This window comes from Chelatococcus caeni, assembly GCF_014196925.1.
GTDB lineage: Bacteria > Pseudomonadota > Alphaproteobacteria > Rhizobiales > Beijerinckiaceae > Chelatococcus_A > Chelatococcus_A caeni.
Map to the genome: position 1 here is coordinate 516,795 of NZ_JACIEN010000001.1, position 19,677 is coordinate 536,471.

The 19,677-nt window shown below is 67.1% G+C and carries 17 protein-coding genes and 1 pseudogene; 7 read left to right on the forward strand and 11 right to left on the reverse strand.

The features are described from left to right. Positions 1-2 precede the first annotated feature (2 nt). A complete protein-coding gene (locus tag GGR16_RS02575) occupies positions 3-941 on the reverse strand; it encodes a LysR family transcriptional regulator (RefSeq protein ID WP_246372784.1) in 939 nt (312 codons plus the stop codon). A 391-nt stretch (positions 942-1,332) separates the two neighbouring features. Between GGR16_RS02575 and GGR16_RS02580 the strand changes: the two genes are divergently transcribed. From GGR16_RS02580 to GGR16_RS02590, 3 genes are all read left to right on the forward strand, one after another. Next, complete coding sequence (locus tag GGR16_RS02580; protein ID WP_082312520.1) at positions 1,333-1,866, forward strand: thermonuclease family protein; 534 nt, start codon at positions 1,333-1,335, stop codon at positions 1,864-1,866. A gap of 317 nt (positions 1,867-2,183) precedes the next feature. Further along, complete coding sequence (locus GGR16_RS02585; RefSeq protein ID WP_183315631.1) at positions 2,184-2,927, forward strand: MBL fold metallo-hydrolase; 744 nt, start codon at positions 2,184-2,186, stop codon at positions 2,925-2,927. A gap of 196 nt (positions 2,928-3,123) precedes the next feature. Beyond that, complete coding sequence (locus GGR16_RS02590) at positions 3,124-3,504, forward strand: Panacea domain-containing protein (RefSeq protein WP_246372786.1); 381 nt, start codon at positions 3,124-3,126, stop codon at positions 3,502-3,504. 608 nt (positions 3,505-4,112) lie between these two features. On the opposite strand, the pseudogene GGR16_RS02595 reads toward GGR16_RS02590, so the two are convergent. The 4 genes and pseudogenes from GGR16_RS02595 to GGR16_RS02610 all read right to left on the reverse strand — a co-directional run. After that, a pseudogene (locus GGR16_RS02595) lies at positions 4,113-5,000 on the reverse strand (NAD(P)-dependent oxidoreductase); the annotation flags it as partial. 34 nt (positions 5,001-5,034) lie between these two features. Continuing rightward, entirely contained in the window at positions 5,035-5,745 is a 711-nt protein-coding gene (locus GGR16_RS02600; protein ID WP_019400554.1) for an ABC transporter permease, read from the reverse strand. Then, a complete protein-coding gene (locus tag GGR16_RS02605) occupies positions 5,742-6,461 on the reverse strand; it encodes an ABC transporter permease (RefSeq protein ID WP_019400553.1) in 720 nt (239 codons plus the stop codon). Before GGR16_RS02605 ends, GGR16_RS02600 begins: the two co-directional genes overlap by 4 nt. A 236-nt stretch (positions 6,462-6,697) precedes the next feature. Continuing rightward, the gene (locus tag GGR16_RS02610; protein ID WP_019400552.1) at positions 6,698-7,474 is read right to left on the reverse strand and encodes an ABC transporter substrate-binding protein; all 777 of its coding nucleotides are present in this window, start codon (positions 7,472-7,474) and stop codon (positions 6,698-6,700) included. Positions 7,475-7,689: 215 nt separating this feature from the next. Here GGR16_RS02610 and apbC point away from each other — a divergent pair, with 215 nt between their 5' ends. The 4 genes from apbC (at position 7,690) to GGR16_RS02630 (ending at position 12,676) form a co-directional block, all read left to right on the forward strand. Further along, positions 7,690-8,808 carry an iron-sulfur cluster carrier protein ApbC gene (gene apbC / locus GGR16_RS02615; RefSeq protein ID WP_019400551.1) on the forward strand — a complete coding sequence of 373 codons (1,119 nt, stop codon included), beginning with the start codon at positions 7,690-7,692 and terminating at the stop codon, positions 8,806-8,808. A gap of 160 nt (positions 8,809-8,968) precedes the next feature. Then, positions 8,969-10,057: a TRAP transporter substrate-binding protein gene (locus GGR16_RS02620; RefSeq protein ID WP_019400550.1), complete on the forward strand. Its 1,089-nt coding sequence runs from the start codon at positions 8,969-8,971 to the stop codon at positions 10,055-10,057. Between the two features lie 256 nt (positions 10,058-10,313). Next, positions 10,314-11,402 (forward strand): TRAP transporter substrate-binding protein, encoded by a 1,089-nt coding sequence (locus GGR16_RS02625; RefSeq protein ID WP_026014838.1) that lies wholly within the window; start codon positions 10,314-10,316, stop codon positions 11,400-11,402. A gap of 185 nt (positions 11,403-11,587) precedes the next feature. Further along, positions 11,588-12,676 (forward strand): TRAP transporter substrate-binding protein, encoded by a 1,089-nt coding sequence (locus GGR16_RS02630; RefSeq protein WP_019400548.1) that lies wholly within the window; start codon positions 11,588-11,590, stop codon positions 12,674-12,676. Between the two features lie 70 nt (positions 12,677-12,746). Here the strand turns inward: GGR16_RS02630 and GGR16_RS02635 are convergent, their stop codons facing one another. The 6 genes from GGR16_RS02635 to moaA form a co-directional block, all read right to left on the reverse strand. Beyond that, complete coding sequence (locus tag GGR16_RS02635; RefSeq protein ID WP_019400547.1) at positions 12,747-14,414, reverse strand: TRAP transporter large permease; 1,668 nt, start codon at positions 14,412-14,414, stop codon at positions 12,747-12,749. Positions 14,415-14,443: 29 nt separating this feature from the next. Then, positions 14,444-15,046: a TRAP transporter small permease subunit gene (locus tag GGR16_RS02640; RefSeq protein WP_019400546.1), complete on the reverse strand. Its 603-nt coding sequence runs from the start codon at positions 15,044-15,046 to the stop codon at positions 14,444-14,446. A gap of 186 nt (positions 15,047-15,232) precedes the next feature. Continuing rightward, positions 15,233-16,438 carry a Bcr/CflA family efflux MFS transporter gene (locus tag GGR16_RS02645; RefSeq protein WP_183315634.1) on the reverse strand — a complete coding sequence of 402 codons (1,206 nt, stop codon included), beginning with the start codon at positions 16,436-16,438 and terminating at the stop codon, positions 15,233-15,235. Further along, positions 16,435-17,367 (reverse strand): DMT family transporter, encoded by a 933-nt coding sequence (locus GGR16_RS02650; RefSeq protein ID WP_183315635.1) that lies wholly within the window; start codon positions 17,365-17,367, stop codon positions 16,435-16,437. The genes GGR16_RS02645 and GGR16_RS02650 overlap by 4 nt, the downstream gene beginning before the upstream one ends. Positions 17,368-17,397: 30 nt before the next feature. After that, positions 17,398-18,543, reverse strand: a complete 1,146-nt coding sequence (gene solA, locus GGR16_RS02655; RefSeq protein ID WP_183315636.1) for an N-methyl-L-tryptophan oxidase — start codon at positions 18,541-18,543, stop codon at positions 17,398-17,400. Between the two features lie 73 nt (positions 18,544-18,616). Then, entirely contained in the window at positions 18,617-19,657 is a 1,041-nt protein-coding gene (gene moaA / locus GGR16_RS02660) for a GTP 3',8-cyclase MoaA (RefSeq protein ID WP_019400542.1), read from the reverse strand. Between the last annotated feature and the right edge of the window lie 20 nt (positions 19,658-19,677).

Here is a 19,677-nt window from a genome sequence, read left to right on the forward strand (position 1 = left end):
CCTCAGGCGACATTGCGCTGCTGCTGCGGCTCCGCCTGCCAGCGGTCCCATGCCGGCTCGCCGGCGAAATGGCTGACGAGCCGGTCGACGAAGAGCCGCACCTTCAGCGGCAGGTAGCGCGCCTGCGGATAGACGGCGTAGATGCCGGCCTCGGTGGGCGTGTAGTCGGGCATCAGCGGCACGAGCGTGCCGCTCGCGATCTCCGGCCCGACGACGAAGGTCGGCGACAGGATGACGCCGAGGCCGCGCAGCGCCGCCTCCCGCAGCATCAGGCTGTTGTTGACGATGATGCGCGGCTGCACGCGCACGCTCTCTTCCCCCTCGGGCCCCTGGAAGGTCCAGTTCGACTGGCTCTGCCGGTAGGCGTAGTCGAGGCAGGCGTGCTGCGCGAGGTCGGCCGGCCGCCCGGGCGCCTCGTTCGCCGCAAGATAGGCGGGGGCGGCGCACAGGGCGAAGCGGCATGGCGCGAGCCGGCGCGCGATGAGCGAGGAATCCTTGAGGCGCCCGATGCGGATGGCGAGGTCGACGCCCTCCTCGATGATGTCGACGATCATCTCGTTGAGCGTGAGGTCGACCTGCACCTCCGGATGGTCCCTGAGGAAGCTGTCGATCACCGGCATCAGATAGGTGACGCCGAAGGTCATCGGCGCGTTGATGCGCAAGGTGCCCTTGGCCTGATCCTGGATCGAGCTGACGCCGTGACGCAGGTCGTTGACCTCCTCGAGGATCGGCACGCAGCGCGCATAGAACTCTGCCCCGGCCTCGGTCAGGTTGACGCGCCGCGTGGTGCGGTTGAGCAGCCGCGCCCCCAGCCACTCCTCCAGCATCTGCACGTGTTTGGTGGCCGCCGCCGGTGAAATGCGAAAATGCCGTGCAGCTTCTGCAAAGCTGCCATTGGAGGCGACGCGGGCAAATACCGCCATCATCATAAGTCTGTCCATGAAACCCTCACTTCAATCAACATAGCAAAGTAACAATTTTCCTTATGGCGTATATTATTCGACGATCCATTATATGTTTCCTTAGATGGCATAAAATCGGCATTTAGTAAAATTTTACGGATATATTTCTTTCAGGTAGCGCGTGAATTATTATTTGAGGCCAAAAACTATCTTCCTTTATTTGCGTGTGCTCGCATTGACCGACGGTGGCAGCTTTGAAAGCCTCCGCGGGGTGGATTTCGCGCCGGTCTCGTCGCGATTGCTGATCGTGCTGCAGGCGATGCAGCCGCCCCCGCGTGGTTTCCGCCCGGTTTCGCCGCGATCAATCCTTTTCGGCGTGGTGGCCCCTGCCGTTAAGGTCCTCATCAGACAGCTCCGCTAGAAAGCGGCCATGCGAAGGGGCAGGCTTGCGACAGGGCGGGGTGGGCAGCGCCATGTGGAGCGGCGGCTGCGCGACCTCGCGCGCGCGTCGGCTATCCTTACGGGGCTGCTGGTCGCGCTCGGACTGCTGCTGTGGCGCGAGGAGACGCGCGTCGCCGGGTCCGTCGATGTCGTCGATGGCGACACGCTGCGGCTCGCAGACGGGCGGCCGCTGCGCCTCGAGGGCATCGACGCGCCCGAGATCGACCAGCTCTGCGACAAGCCGTCCGGACCTTACCCCTGCGGCCGGGCCGCGCGCAGCGCCCTCGTCCGCCTCGTCGCCGGCGCCGATGTCACCTGCATCCTCGACGGCAAGGACCGTTACGGCCGCCTGCTCGGGCGCTGCAGCGTCGGCGAGGAGGACGTCAACGCCAGCCTCGTCGCGACCGGCTGGGCGGTGGCGAGCGGCAGGTACCATGCCGAGGAGGCGGCGGCGCGCGAAGGGCGCCTCGGCCTATGGCAGGGCCGTTTCGAGCGGCCGGCGGACTGGCGCGCGCGGCGTTAAGGATCGATTAACCCCGTCTTTCACGAAACCGCCGCCCATGTGTTCTGGCGCACATCGGGAACAAAGGTGGAGGGCTACAGTTATCGACATCAAGGACCTCCCTCCCTGACCCCTCCTCGGGCGCGGCTCAACACCGCGCCCTTCTTTTTTGTGGAGCCGGCCGCCGGCCGGGCGGCCGCGATTGACGGGCGCCGGCGGCGATGGTCGACTTGCCCGAAACGGGCGAAGCGACCCCGCCGCAGGAGGAAACGATGATGCGCGAAGGCGTTGTGCGGGAGGCGATTCGTCCGGGCTCAGCCGGTCCGGAGGCCTGAGCCATGCGCCTGACGTTCATCGGCAGCGGCGATGCCTTCGGTTCGGGCGGGCGGTTCAACACCTGCCTCCTGGTGGAGGCCGGCCGCACCACCATGGCGGTCGATTTCGGCGCCACCTCGCTGGTCGCCCTGAAGCAGCGCGGCATCTCGCCGAACAGCATCGACACGGTCGTTCTCACGCATCTGCACGGCGATCATTTCGGCGGCCTGCCGTTTCTCCTCCTCGATGCGCAGTTCGCCTCGAGCCGCAAGACGCCGCTCACCATCGCCGGCCCGCCGGGCACGCGCGAGCGGCTGGAGGCGGCGCTCGAGGTGTTCTATCCCGGCGCCGTCGGCAACGACTGGCGCTTCCCGCTCAAGGTCATCGACATGCCCCTGCGCACGCCCTGGGCCTTCGGCGAGGCGAGGGTGGAGAGCCATGAGGTCGTCCATGCCTCGGGCGCGCCGTCGACCGGCGTGCGCGTCACGGCCGGCGGGCGCGTGCTCGCCTATTCCGGCGACACGACCTGGACCGATGCGCTCGTCGACATCACCCGCGACGCTGACCTCTTCGTCGTCGAGTGCTACCGCCCGGCCGGGCGCACGTCGAACCACCTCGATCTCAGGACGCTCATCGCCAACCGCGACCGGTTGACGGCCCGTGCCATCATGCTGACCCACATGAGCGAGGCCATGCTGGCCGCGCAGCATGAGGCCGCCGCGGCGGGCTTCCTTCTCGCCGAGGACGGCCTGACGCGGGAGGTCTGAGTTGGTTATTATGCTGCTGGCATAGTTCTTATGTAAGCCAAACTGTTTTTCGCTGAGAACGGTAAGTAGATGTCAAATCGCTTGATTTTAATAGGTTCAATGAGTATATATTACAAATAGGCACGAGGAGGTGGCGATGCCTACGGCCCGTGATGTGGCTCAGTACATTTTAGAGTGTCGTGGTCCTATGACAACCATGAAGCTCCAGAAGCTGGTCTATTATAGCCAAGTATGGTCCATAGTGTGGGACGACGATACGCTGTTCAACGAGCCCATTGAGGCATGGAAGAACGGTCCGGTCGTCCGCGATCTTTGGGAAAGTGCACGCGGACGCTTCCGTATCTCTGAGATTGCGGCGGGAAGCTCGGCGGGCCTGAGCGAAGCTCAAAAGGAAACCATTGATCTCGTACTTGAATTTTATGGCGATAAGGATGCCCAGTGGCTCAGCGATTTGACGCACATGGAGTATCCTTGGAAAGAGGCGTACGGGCGCGGTCAGAATTCCATTGTCGACCTTGCGGTCGTCGCTGATTATTATTCGTCGCTTTCTCCGGATGACGCGGTTACGGCGCCGTGAAGCCCGAGTCGAGCGGGCGATTCAGAAGAAGCTGAGGGCTGCTGGTAAGGCGGCCCGATTGCTTTCTCAGCCTCCAAGCGGAAAGCAGGTCCGAGCAGGGGCGGATCCTGGTTCAATTTTTGCGATGCCGGTCAGTTGGAGCGACGAAACGGCAGACCGCGACGGTGCATGGTCGTGGGGCGTTGGTCGGCAATGGTCCGCTGTTGATTGGAGTGTCGTAATTAGCCCCAAGCTGCAAGAGTGGGCTAAGTTAACGTGGGGCGAAATCGATAAGTTCACAACGGGAAATGGGCACAAGTCGCACCATAACATGGATACCGAGTCTGTATGCGACGAGGCACAACTCCGCCTGATAGAAATTGATCGTTTTGGGGATACGATCTTTCGCTTTCGCCTTGGAAACAAAAGGCGGCTATGGGGCTTCCGGATTGTCTCGAAATTCGAGATTCTTTGGTACGATCCAACCCATCAGATTTATCCGACAGAGCCTGATTAATAGAGGCAGCCAGCGAGCCGGCTGCGCCAAGAAATGGCGACGGTTGCATCCACTTGGGCGCTCCCAGCATGCCGGAAGAAGCGCCGGGCGGCGTCCCGCCCGGCAAGGAAGGTCAGCGGTCGAGGCGTGCGATGAGGGACGAGGTGTCCCACCGGTTGCCGCCGAGGCGCTGCACCTCGGAATAGAACTGGTCGACGAGCGCGGTGACGGGCAGATGGGCGCCGTTGTGACGCGCCTCGGCCAGGCAGATGCCCAGGTCCTTGCGCATCCAGTCGACGGCGAAGCCGAAGTCGAACTTATCCTCGTTCATGGTCTTCCAGCGGTTCTCCATCTGCCAGGACTGCGCAGCGCCCTTGGAGATGACGGAGATCACCGCCTCGACATCGAGCCCCGCCTTCTTGGCGAAATGGACGCCTTCCGAGAGCGCCTGCACGAGGCCGGCGATGCAGATCTGGTTGACCATCTTGGTGAGCTGGCCGGCACCGGAGGGGCCGAGCAGCCGGCAGGCGCGGGCAAAGCTCGCGATGACCGGCTCGGCCTTGGCGTAGTCGGCCGCATCGCCGCCGCACATCACGGTCAGCACGCCGTTCTCGGCGCCGGCCTGCCCGCCGGAGACCGGTGCGTCGACGAAGCCGAGCCCCATCTCCTTCGCCTTCGCATGGAGCTCGCGCGCCACTTCCGCCGAGGCGGTCGTGTGGTCGACGAAGATGGCGCCGGGCTTCATGCCGGCGAAGGCGCCGTCCGGGCCGATGGTGACGGCGCGCAGGTCGTCGTCGTTGCCGACGCAGGAAAAGACGATGTCCTGGCCCTCGGCCGCGGCCCTCGGCGTGGCGGCCGCGCGCCCGCCGTTCTCGGCCACCCACTTCTCGGCCTTGGCGGCCGTGCGGTTGTAGACGGTGACCTCGTGGCCCTTGTCCTTGAGGTGGCGCGCCATGGGATAGCCCATGACGCCGAGCCCGAGAAAGGCAACCTTCATGTGTTCCGCTCCCGATGATTGGCGGGCCGATGGCGCGCACCGGGCCCGCGCCGGTTGATCATGCCGGCTTCAGATGCCGCGTCAGCCGCCGCTCGGCGACCGCCCACAGACGACGTACCCCCTCGACGAGGATGAGGTAAAGGGCCGCCGCCCACAAATAGACCTGGAAATCGAAGCTGCGCGAGAAGGCGAGCCGCGTCACGCCCATGACGTCGTAGATGGTGATGAGCGAGACGATGGCGCTCGCCTTGATCATCAGGATCAGCTCGTTGCCAAGCGGGCGCAGCGCGGTGACGAGCGCCTGCGGCAGCACCACCTTCACGAAGGCGAGCCAGCGCGGCAGGCCGAGGGCGAAGGCGGCCTCGTTCTGGCCGCCGGGGACAGCCTGGATGCCGCCGCGCAGGATTTCCGCCTGGTAGGCCGCGGTATTGAGCGTGAAGGTCAGCAGCGCGCAGAACCACGCGTCGCGGAAGAACGTCCACAGCCCCACCGCCTCGAAGGCGTCGCGCAATTGCCCGGCGCCGTAATAGACGAGGAAGACCTGGGCGAGCAGCGGCGTGCCGCGGAAGAAGTACACATAGGAATAGGCGAGGGTGCGCAGCACACTGCTCTTCGACAGGCGCGCGAGCGCCACCGGCACGGCGAGCAGGCCGCCGAGGATGAAGGAAATCCCCACGAGCTGCAGCGTGACGAGGACGCCGTCGAGAAAGCGCGGGCCGTAACGCGCCATGAGATCGAGGTTGATGAGGCCGCCGAGAAAGTCGCTCATGCGGGCCTCCGCACCTGGCCGCGGCTCGTCCGCGCCTCGAGCCAGCCGAGCGCCCCGCCCGACAGCATGGAGAAGAAGAGATAGACGAGGCACGCGACGAAATAGAAGAACAGCGGCTCCTTCGTGCTGCCCACGGCGATGTTGGTCTGGCGCATCAGGTCGGCGAGGGCGATGGTCGAGACGAGCGACGTGTCCTTCAGCAGCACCAGCCAGTTGTTGCCGAGGCCGGGCAGCGCGACGCGGACGAGCTGCGGCAGGACGACGAGGCGAAAGCTGAGGCGGGCGGAGAGGCCGAGCGCGCGTGCCGCCTCGCGCTGCCCGTTCGGGATGGCGTTGAGGGCCCCCACCCACACCTCGCTGGAGAAGGCGGCAAGCACCAGCCCGAGGGCGACGAAGCCGGCGAGGAAGGAATTGACCTGGATCTGCGCCGTGTAGCCGACGGCGGATGCCAGCTTCTGCAGCAGGAGCTGGCCGCCGTAATAGACGATGAAAAGCGTCAGCAGTTCGGGCAGGCCGCGGAAGACGGTGGTGAAGACGACCGCGACATTGCGGGCGATGCGGCTGCCGGAGCGCTGGCCGAGGGCGACGAAAAGGCCGAGCATGAGCCCGAAGGGCAGGGTGAGCACCGCAAGCGCGATGGTGATGAGCGCGCCCTGCGCGAGTTCGTCCCCCCAGCCGTCGGGCCCGAAGGAGAGAAGGTCGAGATAATAGGTCATCCATTCACCGCCGGTGCCGCAGGCGGACCTCGGCGAGCCCTGCATCTGCGGTGGCTGTCGGAGCTGCCGTCAGCAACAGTGGGGACGAGAGCGCCCGCCCCCTCTTCCCGCCCGCAGGGAGGGGACGGCAGCCATGGGCGCCATGCCTGGCTTCGAATCATGAGGCTGGCCCCCGCCCCCGGATCCCTCTCCCGGCAAGGAGAAGGATCGCTTGCGCCCCGCATGAGGCATTCGGCTCAATAGATCTCGAAGTCGAAGTACTTCTTCGCGATCGTGTCGTAGGTGCCGTCGGCGCGGATATCGGCGATGGCCTTGTTCAGAAGCTCCTTGAGGTCCTGGTCGCCCTTGCGGACGGCAAGGCCGATGCCCTCGCCGAAATACTGCGCGTACTGCTTATCGTCGACGTCGCCGAGGACCTTGCAGCAATCGGCTCCATCCTTCTTCAGCCAGTCGAGCAGCACGATCTTGTCGGCGAAGACGGTGTCGACGCGGCCCGACTTGAGGTCGGCGTTCGCCTCGTCGAGCGTGGGATAGAGCTTCACCGTGACGCCCTCGGGCCCGTAGACGTCCTCGAGCATCGTCGCGTGGGTGGTGGAGGACTGGGCGCCGACGATCTTGCCCTTGAGGTCGGCCGGGGCAACGCCGGTCAGCTTCGTGTCCTTGGGCGCGACGAAGGACACCGGCGCGCTGGCGTAGCGCTCCGTGAAATCCACCTGCTGCTTGCGTTCCTCGGTGATCGACATCGAGGCGGCGATGGCGTCGTACTTGTTGGCGATGAGGGCCGGGATGAGGCCGTCCCAGTCCTGCGCCACGACGGTGCATTTGGCCCCCACCTTGTCGCAGAGCGCCTTGGCGATGTCGACGTCGAAGCCCTGCAGTTCACCGTTGGAACCGACGAAGTTGAACGGGGGATAGGCGCCTTCCGTGGCGATGCGGATTTCCTTCCATTCCTTGGCGGAGGCCGCGCCCGTCAGGGCGAGAAGCGTGGCGGCAACGGCAATGGTCAAGCGCATGATGAACCCCTGGATCGGCTATTCTTCTGTTGTCCTGGCGGCTTTCGGCCGGCCGGGCGCTGGCGTGATGTTTCCACGATCGCCACATTTCGGGCAAGGCATGTGGATGATTTGCCGCAAGGTGATGCGCCGGCCCGCCCTCAGGGTGCGACCCTCTCGGTGTTGACCGGGTCTGCCGCCCGTCCCAATGTGCGCCCGTTCTAAGGAGGAACGAGATGGTGACGCGGGAGACGATTCTGGAGCGGCTGGCGAGCGTGGCGGGGCCCGACGGCAAGACGCCCCTGCCGCAATCGGGGGCGCTGTCCGAAGTCGTCGTCCAGGATGGCAAGGTCTATTTCTCCATCGCCATCGATCCTGCCCGTTCCATGGAGCTCGAGGCGATGCGCCGGGCGGCCGAGGAGGCGGCGGCCTCCGTGCCGGGCATCGACCAGGCCATCGTCACCCTGACGTCCGACCGGCCGGCGGGGTCAGGGCCTTCCGCCCCGCCCCAGCGCCAGCCCGGGCCGCGCGCGGCGGCGGCGCAGGCCAAGGCGGCCGTGGCCGGCGTGCGCCACATCATCGCCGTGGCGAGCGGCAAGGGCGGCGTCGGCAAGTCGACCACCGCCTGCAACCTCGCGCTGGCGCTCGCCCGCACCGGCCTCTCCGTCGGCGTGCTCGACGCCGACATCTACGGCCCCTCGATGCCGCGCCTCTTCGCCCTCAAGGGCCGGCCGCAGGTCGTCTCCGGCCGCACGCTGAAGCCGCTCGAGGGCTACGGCCTCAAGGTCATGTCCATCGGCTTCCTCGTGGAGGAGGAGGCGGCCATGATCTGGCGCGGGCCGATGGTGATGTCCGCCATCCAGCAGATGCTGCGCGAGGTGGCCTGGGGCGATCTCGACGTGCTCGTCGTCGACATGCCGCCGGGCACCGGCGATGCCCAGCTCACCATGGCCCAGGCCGTGCCGCTCGCCGGCGCCGTCATCGTCTCGACGCCGCAGGATCTCGCGCTCATCGATGCGCGCCGGGGCGTCGCCATGTTCCGCCGGGTCGACGTGCCCATCCTCGGCGTCGTCGAGAACATGAGCACCTTCATCTGCCCCCATTGCGGCAACGCCTCCGACATCTTCGGCCACGGCGGCGCGCGCCACGAGGCGGAGCGCCTCGGCGTGCCCTTCCTCGGCGAGGTGCCGCTGCACATGACGATCCGCGAAAAGTCCGACGCGGGCCTGCCCGTTGTCGTCAGCGAGCCCGACGGCCCCCACGCCAGGGCCTATCTCGACATCGCCCGCAAGATCGCGGCCGGGCTCGCCGGCGGGACCGCCGGCCGTGCCGCTCCGCGCATCGTGATCGAGTGAGGCGATCGACACCCGCTCGCGTCGTGCGAAAAATCCAGGGGCCCAGCACGAGATTCCGTCTTGAATCGCTGCGCGGACTGCCTTCATGTGCACGCCACAGAGGGAGTGCGGCAACGAACCGCCAAGGCCAAACGGGAGAGCTCAGAGGAGACGAACGGATATGAAGCGTCGCCAGTTTTTGACCGCGGCAGGCACGGGCCTCGCCGCCGGCGCGGTTGCCATGCCCGCCATTGCCCAGTCCATGCCGGAAGTGAAGTGGCGTCTGACGTCGAGCTTCCCGAAGTCGCTCGACACCATCTTCGGCGCCGCCGAGCTGTTCGCGAAGGCCGTGTCCGAGGCGACGGACGGCAAGTTCCAGATCCAGGTCTTTGCGGCCGGCGAACTGGTGCCCGGCCTGCAGGCGCTCGACGCGGTGCAGAACAGCACCGTCGAGATGTGCCATTCCGCGTCCTACTACTACGTGGGCAAGGACCCGACCTACGCGCTCGGCACCGCCGTGCCCTTCGGCCTCAACGCCCGCATGATGAACGCCTGGTTCTTGCACGGCGGCGGCCTCGAGGTGCTGAACGAGTTCTACAAGAAGTCGGGCCTCTACATGCTGCCGGGCGGCAACACCGGCACCCAGATGGGCGGCTGGTTCCGCAAGGAGATCAAGTCGGTCGACGATCTCAAGGGCCTCAAGATGCGCATCGCCGGCATCGCCGGCCAGGTGCTCGCCAAGCTCGGCACCGTGCCGCAGCAGATCGCCGGCGGCGACATCTACCCGGCGCTCGAGAAGGGCACCATCGACGCGGCCGAGTGGGTCGGCCCCTATGACGACGAGAAGCTCGGCTTCCAGAAGGTCGCGCAGTACTACTACTACCCCGGCTTCTGGGAAGGCTGCGCGGCGCTCAACTTCTTCTTCAACGAGGCGAAGTGGAACGAGCTGCCGGAGATCTACCGCTCCGTCGTGACGACGGCGGCGGCGCGCGCCAATGCCGACATGCAGGCGAGCTACGACGCCAAGAACCCGGGCGCGGTCAAGCGCCTCGTGGCGAGCGGCGCCCAGCTGCGCCCCTTCCCGCAGGAGGTCATGGAGGCCTGCTACAAGTCGGCCAACGAGATTTACGAGGAAACCTCGGCCAAGAACGCCGATTTCAAGAAGATCTACGACCACATGCGCGCGTTCCGCAACGACGAGTACCTGTGGTTCCAGGTGGCGGAATACACCTACGACAACTTCATGATCCGCGCCCGCGCGCGCGGCTGAGGTTCGCCTTTTCCGACGAGGCTCGTCCTCGCCAGCGAAGCGCCCGGCGGCTGTCCGCCGGGCGCTTTTGCGTTCGGCTTCCTTTCCTCTCCTGCCCGGCGTGCCGCCCCCGCGCCATGCCGTCGAAGGAACCTCGCTGCACCCAACTTTCTTCCCAGTTGTGCTCGGGCCGCGAATATGCCTCAGTCGCGAGTGGTCGCGGCGCGCGAAAAAACAGAGGGGCGCCCGGGATCAGTGCAACCTTGGGAGGAAATGTATGAAGCGTCGTCAATTTCTGGGTGCCGCGAGCGCTGGGCTCGCGGCAGGCGCTCTCGCTCGGCCTGCGATCGCGCAGTCGATGCCGGAGATCAAGTGGCGCCTGACCTCGAGCTTCCCGAAATCGCTCGACACGATCTTCGGCGCGGCCGAGGTCTTTGCGAAGGCCGTGTCCGAGGCGAGCGACGGCAAGTTCCAGATCCAGGTGTTCTCGGCAGGCGAGATCGTGCCCGGCCTGCAGGCGCTCGACGCCGTGCAGAACGGCACCGTCGAGATGTGCCACACCGCGCCCTATTACTACGTCGGCAAGGACCCGACCTTCGCCTTCGCCACGGCCGTTCCCTTCGGTCTCAATGCCCGCCAGCAGAATGCCTGGTTCTATCACGGCGGCGGCATGGACCTGCTCAACGCGTTCTTCGCCAAGTACAACGCCTTTGCGCTGCCTGGCGGCAATACCGGCTGTCAGATGGGTGGCTGGTTCCGCAAGGAGATCAAGACGACCGATGATCTCAAGGGCCTCAAGATGCGCATCGGCGGCTTCGCCGGCCAGGTGCTCGCCAAGCTCGACGCCGTGCCGCAGCAGATCGCCGGCGGTGACATCTACCCGGCGCTCGAGAAGGGCACGATTGACGCGGCGGAATGGGTCGGCCCCTACGACGACGAGAAGCTCGGCTTCCAGAAGGTCGCGAAGTACTACTACTATCCCGGCTGGTGGGAGGGCGGCGCCGCCCTCCACTTCATGATCAACAAGGCGAAGTGGGACGAGCTGCCGGCCGCCTACAAGGCGCTGTTCCACGCCGCGGCCGGCATCGCCAATGTCGACATGCTGGCGAAATACGACGCCAAGAACCCGGCCGCTCTCAAGCGCCTCGTGGCCGGCGGTGCCCAGCTGCGGCCCTTCCCGCAGCCGGTGCTCGACGCCTGCCTCGAGGCCTCCGCCGAGCTCTACAGCGAGACCTCGGCCAAGAACGCCGAGTTCAAGAAGATCTACGACAGCATGATGGCGTTCCGGAACGAGGAATATCTGTGGTGGCAGGTGGCCGAGTACACCTACGACAACTTCATGATCCGCGCCCGCGCCCGCGGGTGAGATGAACCGCCGGAAGCCCGGCACGGAAGGCCCCGCTCCGGCGGGGCCTTTTGTTTGGAACGCTCGAAAGGCATTGTTTCACCCTTGCTCTTTTGCCGGCCGGGCAGCACAGATAGCGCACCAAACGGGGAGCGGGCGGCAATGATCCGCCCTCAAGGGAGAAACGACCTTAAGGAGTTGAGAGGATGAAGCGTCGTCAGTTCCTGCAGACGGCCGGCGTCGGCCTTGCAGCCGGCACGATTGCCGCGCCCGCCGTCGCCCAGTCGGCCCCCGAGATCAAGTGGCGCCTGACGTCGAGCTATCCGAAGTCCCTCGACACGATCTACGGCGGCGGCGAAGTGCTGGCCAAGGCCGTCTCGGAGGCCACGGACGGCAAGTTCCAGATCCAGGTCTTCGCGGCGGGCGAGATCGTGCCCGGCCTGCAGGCGCTCGACGCGGTCGAGAACGGCACGGTCGAGATGTGCCATTCGGCGCCGTATTTCTACGTCGGCAAGGATCCGACCTTCGCCTTCGGCACCGCCGTGCCCTTCGGCCTCAACACGCGCCAGCAGAATGCCTGGTTCAACCACTCCGACGGCATGACGCTGCTCAACGAGCTCTACGGCAAGTTCGGCACCTACGGGCTTCCGGGCGGCAACACGACGGCCCAGATGGGCGGCTGGTTCCGCAAGGAGATCAAGACGATCGACGATCTCAAGGGCCTCAAGATGCGCATCGGCGGCCTCGGCGGCCAGGTGCTCGCGAAGCTCGGCGTGGTGCCGCAGCAGATCGCCGGCGGCGACATCTATCCGGCGCTGGAGAAGGGCTCTCTCGATGCGGCCGAGTGGGCCGGCCCCTACGACGACGAGAAGCTCGGCTTCCAGAAGGTCGCGCCCTATTACTATTATCCCGGCTTCTGGGAGGGCGGCGCCTCCATCCACTTCTTCATCAACAAGGCGAAGTGGGAAGGGCTGCCGAAGAACTACCAGGCGATCCTGCGCCAGGCGGCGGCCTTCACCAATGCCGACATGATCGAGAAGTACGATGCCGGCAACCCGGCGGCGCTGAAGCGCCTCGTTGCCTCCGGCGCGCAGCTGCGCCCCTTCTCGCAGGAGATCCTGGAAGCCTCGCTCAAGGCCACCAACGAGATCTTCGACGAGATCGCCGCCAAGAACGAGCTGTTCAAGCGCACCTACGATTCGATGAGGAGCTTCCGCAACGACGAATATCTGTGGTGGCAGGTGTGCGAGTACACCTACGACAACTTCATGATCCGCAACCGCAACCGCGGGTGACGCGGGCTCGTCGACAGCCAACAGCGAAAGGGCCCCGGCATCGCCGGGGCCCTTTTCATTTCTTCGTCGATCAGTCGAACTTCGGCGGGCCGAGGTCCATCGGCGGGGCGAACTGGTCGAGCCCCGGCGCGAGGTTCTGCAGCTGCTCCTCGAGCTGCTGCTCGTCGAGCTCCACGTGGCCCGACTTGTAGTGCAGCACCATCTGCGGGAACAGCATGACGAGCGCCACCATGAGGATCTGGATGAAGATGAAGGGCAGGGCGCCCCAGTAGATCTGGCTCGTCAGGATCGGCGCCGTGGTCTTGCCGGTCAGCCGGTCGCGGTAGGCCTGCCGCGGCGCGACGGAGCGCAGGTAGAACAGAGCGAAGCCGAACGGCGGCGTCAGGAAGCTCGTCTGCAGGTTGATGGCGAGGATGACGCCGAACCAGATGAGGTCGATCCCCAGCCGCTCCACCGCCGGCACCAGGAGGGGAATGATGATGAAGGCGATCTCGAAGAAGTCGAGGAAGCAGCCGAGCACGAAGACGAGGATGTTGACGAAGAGCAGGAAGCCGATCTCGCCGCCCGGCAGGGCGACCAGCAGTTCCTCCACCCACTTGTGCCCGTCGACCCCGTAGAAGGTGAGCGCGAAGACGCGCGCGCCGAGGAGGATGAAGAGCACGAAGGCGGACAGTTTCGCCGTCGAGAACGTCGCCTGGCGCAGGAGGTCGAAGGTGAGCCGGCGCTTGAACAGCGCCAGCAGCACGGCCCCCGTCGCCCCCATCGCGCCGCCCTCGGTCGGCGTGGCGACGCCGATGAAGATGGTGCCGAGCACGAGGAAGACGAGCGCCAGCGGCGGCACCATGACGAAGATGACCTCCTCCGCCATGCGCGACAGCAGCTTGAGCCGCAGGAGCTTGTTGATGAGGGCGAGCGCGAAGGCGATGGCCACCGCGAGCGTCAAGGTGAGCACGACGAGGTCCGCCAGGTTGCGCACGTTGCTGCGCTGCATGACGAGATAGGCGGCCGTGCCGGCGATCACCGTCACGACGAGCAGCGACAGGCGCCGCGCGCGGCCGTCGGGATCGTTGAGCGTCTGCGCTTCCGGCGGCAGGCCGGGGGCCATCTTCGGGCTCGCCATGCTGGCCACGAAGACGTAGCCCGCATAGAGCAGCGTCAGCACCACGCCGGGGATGAAGGCGCCCTGGTACATGTCGCCCACCGAGCGGCCGAGCTGGTCGGCCATGACGATCAGCACGAGCGAGGGCGGGATGATCTGCGCCAGCGTGCCCGAGGCGGCGATGATGCCGGTAGCGAGGCGCCGGTCATAGCCGTAGCGCAGCATGATCGGCAGCGAGATGAGGCCCATGGAGATGACCGAGGCCGCGACGACGCCGGTGGTCGCCGCGAGCAGCGCGCCGACGAAGACCACCGCATAGGCGACGCCGCCCCGCACCGTGCCGAACAGCTGCCCGATGGTGTCGAGCAGGTCCTCCGCCATGCCCGATCGCTCCAGGATGAGCCCCATGAAGGTGAAGAAGGGGATGGCCAGGAGCACGTCGTTGTTCATCGTGCCGTAGACGCGCTCCGGCAGGGCCTGCAGGAAGTCGGGCACGAACAGGCCGAGCTCGATGCCGATGAGGCCGAAGATGAGCCCGTTGGCCGCCAGCGCGAAGGCCACCGGATAGCCGAGCAGAAGGAAGAGGACGAGCGCCGCGAACATGATCGGCGCCATGTTGTGGATGAAGAACTCCACCATGGAGAGGCTCCTGAAGCGTTCGCGGATTGTCAGGGCCGGCTGGAGCCGGCACCGGGCCCGAGGTTGTGGATCATCTGCTCCGCTTCGGCCACCTCTGGCGGAAGTTCAGCATCGGCGTGGGGGTCGTCGATGTCGCCGCGCAGCACCGCGATACGCTTGATGAGCTCCGAAACCGCCTGCACCAGCAGCAGGGCAAAGCCGAGCGGCACCAGCATCTTGGCCGGCCATTGCGGCAGGCCACCCGCATTGAGCGACTGCTCGTTGATGGCGTAGGAGCGCTCGGCGAAGGGGATCGACGTGAGCAGCATCACGACGCACAGCGGCATGAGGAAGAAGACCGTGCCGAAGAGCTCGATCCAGTTCCGCACGCGGGCCGAGAGGCGGGCGTGCACCACGTCGATGCGGATATGCTCGTTGACGATCAGGGTCCACGGCGCGCACATCAGGAACACCGCGCCGAACAGGACCCACTGCAGCTCCAGCCAGGCGTTCGACGACATGTCGAACGCCTTGCGGATGATGGCATTTACGGCTGAAACGGCGATCGCGACCACGATCAGCCAGGCAACCCAGCGGCCGATGCGCGCATTGACCGCGTCAATGGCCCTCGAAATCGCAAGTAGAATCGACACGTAGCATCCCTTCCCGGACCGTCCGCTACCTCTCGTCTGGAGGTTTTTCCCCTGGAGGGCGGCCATTGACCGGGTCTGACGCCCACCGCCCGGCACGGGTGGTAGCGCATCGTTCAGTCGCATACAAGAAGGGCGCATCCGCCTTCCTGCACCGATGACGGGCTTGTTAGACGATGGTCTAAAATCCTAACGGCTGCGCCCGGCGCGGCCGTAGCGATGGGCGGCGAAGCTCGCGACGATGCAGATCGCCATCACGGCGATGAGCGCCGTCGGCGCCGCCACCACCGCCGCCCCCGTGATGAAGGAGACGAGCGCCCCGAGCCCGAGCTGCAGCGCGCCGGCGACGCCCGCGGCCGTGCCGGCGGCTTCCGGCCGGGCGGACAGCGCCCCGGCGGTCGCGCCGGGCATGGTGAGGCCGTTGCCCACGGCATTGACGACGAGGGGCAGGAACAGCGTCACCGGCGTCCACGGCATCATGGCGATGAGCACGACCTCGGCGCCGATGGCGGCGAGCGAGAGCACGGTACCGATCGTCACCATGAGGTCGGTGCCCATGCGCAGGGCATAGCGGCCGGAGACGAAGTTGCCGACCATGTAGCCGAGGGCCGTCAGCGCGAAGAAGGCGCCGTAGACATCGGCTGAGCGCCCCATGCTCTCCACCACGACGAAGGGCGCGCCGGCGATGAAGGCGAAGAAGGCCGCGCTCGTGAAGGACAGGGCGAGCGCATAGCCGAGGAAGCCCCGGTCGCCGAGCAGGAGCGGGAAGGCGCGCAGCATGTCGCCGACGCTGGTGAGATGCGTCTTCGGCGCCGTCTCGCCGAGCACGGCAAGGGCATAGGCCAGCACCGCGACGCCGAAGAGCGCCTTCGCGCCGAAGATGGCGCGCCAGCCGAGGTGCAGGTCGATGACGCCGCCGACGAAGGGCGCCACCATCGGCGCCACCACCATGACCATGGTGAGATAGCCGATGCGGCTCGCCGCCTCGTCCCTTTCCAACGTGTCGCGCACGACGGCGCGCGCCAGCGCGAAGGCGGTGCCGCCACCGGCCGCCTGCACCACGCGGGCGGCGAGCAGCGTCACCGTGTCGACGGCAAAGGCCCCCGCGAAGGAGCCGATGGTGAACAGCGCGACACCGCCGATGATGCAGGGCCGGCGGCCGAAGCGGTCGGAAATGGGGCCGATCACCACCTGCGTGACGGCGACGGCGAGCAGATAGAGCCCGAGAGTGAGCTGGATGGTGGCGTAGTCGGTGGCGAAGGTGCGCGCGAGTGCCGGCGTCGCCGGCGCGAGCACGTTGAGCGCGAACGGCTGCAGGGCCGAGACCGCCACGAGGACGGCGAGGCTCGGCCGCGGCGGCGCCGTGACCGCCCGGGGGGCGAAGGGCCGGTTCACGGCTGCCCCGCCGCCACAGGCCGGGCCTGCGGCTGCTGCGCCGTTGCCCCGGCGCGGGCCTCGCGCATGCGCACGCGCTCGCGGTGGATCGTATAGACGCCGGCGGCGACGATGAGGCCCGTGCCGGCCATAGCGAGGGCGTCGGGCAGCTCGCCCCAGACGAGGAACCCGAGCAGGATGGCCCAGACGACCACGCTGTAGCGGAAGGACGAGACGATCGACACGTCCGTGCCGCGGCAGGCGACGATGAGGCAGTAGTTGCCGAGCGAGACGAGCACGGCCGCCCCGGCGAGGAAGCCCGTGGCCCGGGCGTCGATCGGCTGCCACTCCTGCGTCGGTGCCAGGGCGAGGCCGACGAGCGGCACGGCGGCGGCGCTGGCGATGGTGACGAGGCCGGTCGACACCTCCGCCCGGATCTGGCGGGTGACGAGATCGCGCATGGCGGCGAGGGCGGCGGCGCTGAGCGCGATGAGCGCCCAGGCGTCGAAGCCGGCCATGTCCGGCTTGACGATGAGCAGCACGCCGCAGAAGCCGACGAAGACGGCGCACCAGCGCCGCCAGCCGACGGTTTCGAGACCGATGACGGCGGCGATCATGGTCATCAGGATGGGCGTCGCCTGCAGGATGGCGGTGATGTTGCCGAGCGGGATGTGGGCGAGCGCGGTGATGAAGGTGAAGGCGACCGCCGCCTCGAGGAAGGCGCGCAGGAGGAGCATGGGATTGCGGAGGCCGCGCCAGCTGCCGACCTGGCCGAGGGCGAAGGCGAGCACTGTCGCCGCGACGACGGCGAAGAGGCCGCGCACCGCGAGGATCTGGCTCGCCGGATAGGCGCTCGTGGCGAGCTTCACCAGCGTGTCGTTGCAGCAGAAGAGCGCCATGGCGCCCAGCATCGCAACGATGCCGCGCCGGTTGTCGGCAGCCGTGGCCAAGATGAACTCCTCGAGCGAAACAGCCGATGATTACGCCGCTTTGCCCAGCCGGTCGAGCTTGAACAGGCCGAGATCGAATGCAGGACGCGCACCGCTGGCCAGATCTGCGAGTATATCTCCGATCGCGCTGGCGAATTTGAAGCCGTGGCCGGAGCAGGGCGAGGCCACGATGACGCGCGGGTCGTCCGGCAGCGTGTCGATGACGAAATGCTCGTCCGGCGTGTTGGTGAAGAGGCAGCCGCGCAGCGACATCACCGGCCCGTCCGCGGCCGGGAAATAATGGCGGATGCCGGCGCGCAGCGCCTCCTCGTCGCGCGCGTTCGCCTCGCGCGGCAGGTCGTCCGCCGTCCCCGTCTCGTTGAGATGGTGGTAGAGGCCGATCTTGAAGCCGGGCATGCCCCATTGCGGGAAGACGTAGAAGTGCCCGTGCTCGGTGAGGAGATTGCCGACAGGGAAGCGGTCGAGGGCGAACAGGGCCGGGTCCTTCGGCCAGAACCAGCCGATCACCTGCCGCTCCGGCACGGCCTTGCCGGCGAGCGCCGGCACCATCTCGCCCATCCAGGCGCCGGCGGACATGACGAGCCGCTCGGCATGATAGGTGCCCTGCGGCGTGCGCACCGAGACGCCGTCGCCGGTCGACGACCAGGCGAGCACCGGCTCGCGCGCCCGGATCTCGGCGCCATGCCCGAGCGCCAGCCAGACATGGGCGAGGATGGCGCGCTCGCTGGCGACGAAGCCGCCCTCCGGCTGGTAGACGGCGGCATAGCCGTCCGGCAGTTGCCAGCCGGGAAAGCGCTCGGCGAGCTCCCGCGCCGTCAGCTCCTCATGGTCGAGCCCGTGCTCGATGCACGAGGCGAGCGAGCCCGCCGCCACGCGGCTGCCGCGCGGCCCCGCGTCGATGGAACCCGTGATGAAGAGCAGCTGCTCGCCATAGGCCTGCTCCGTCTCGCGCCATAGGCGATAGGCGTGGCGCAGCAGCGGCACGTAGTCGGGGTGCTCGAAATAGGCGAGGCGGATGATGCGGTTGACGCCGTGCGACGAGCCCATGCCATGGCCGATGTCGAAGCGCTCGAGCCCGAGCACGCGCTTGCCGCGCCGCGCGAGATGATATGCCGCGGCGCTGCCCATGCCGCCCATGCCGACGACGATGACGTCGTAACGCTCACCCGCACCCATGGGCGCCTCCGCAAATCAGATGGCCGCCGCAGATCGGCAGCTCGGGGATAGATCGCGAAGAAGGGACTGTGCGTCAACCGCCGGTGACGCTCATGTGCCGGCCGACGGCGGGCTGGCGGCGGCGCCGGTCGATGACGAAGTCGTGGCCGCGCGGCTTGCGGGCGATGGCGCGCTCGATGGCCTCTTCCACCGGCCCGTCGCTCATCGAGGCGCGCAGCGGCGTGCGCAGGTCCGCCGCGTCCTCCTGGCCGAGGCACATGTAGAGCGTGCCCGTGCAGGTCAGGCGCACACGGTTGCAGCTCTCGCAGAAGTTATGGGTCATCGGCGTGATGAAGCCGAGGCGCCCACCCGTCTCCCGCACGCGGACGTAGCGCGCGGGGCCGCCGGTGCGGTAGTCGAGCTCGTCGAGCGTATAGCGCTCCGTGAGCCGCGCCTTGACGAGGGAGAGCGGCAGGAACTGGTCGACCCGCGCCGGCTCGATCTCTCCGAGCGGCATCACCTCGATGAGCGTGAGGTCCATGCCGCGCCCGTGCGCCCATTCCATCAGCGCGGGGATCTCGTCCTCGTTGACGCCCTTGAGCGCCACGGCGTTGATCTTGACGGCGAGGCCCGCCTCCTGCGCCGCATCGATGCCGGCGAGCACCTTGTCGAGGTCGCCCCAGCGCGTCAGCGTGCGGAAGGTGGCGGGCGACAGCGTGTCGAGCGAGACGTTGATGCGCCGGATGCCGCAGGCGGCGAGGTCCCGCGCGTGGCGGGCGAGCTGCGTGCCGTTGGTGGTCAGCGTCAGCTCCTCCAACGCGCCGCTGTCGAGGTGGCGCGAGAGGGAGCCGAACAGGCGCATGATGTCGCGCCGCACCAGCGGCTCGCCGCCCGTGATGCGCAGCTTGCGCACGCCGCGGCGGATGAACACGCTGCACAGCCGGTCCAGCTCCTCCAGCGTCAGCAGGTCGCGCTTCGGCAGGAAGTGCATGTCCTCGGCCATGCAATAGACGCAGCGCAGGTCGCACCGGTCTGTCACCGACACGCGCAGATAGGTGATGGCGCGCGCGAACGGGTCGACGAGCGGCAAGGTCGGCCGGGCTTCGCCCCGGTCGAGAACGGTCGTGTCGGCCAATGCCGGTCCCTCCCTCCAGC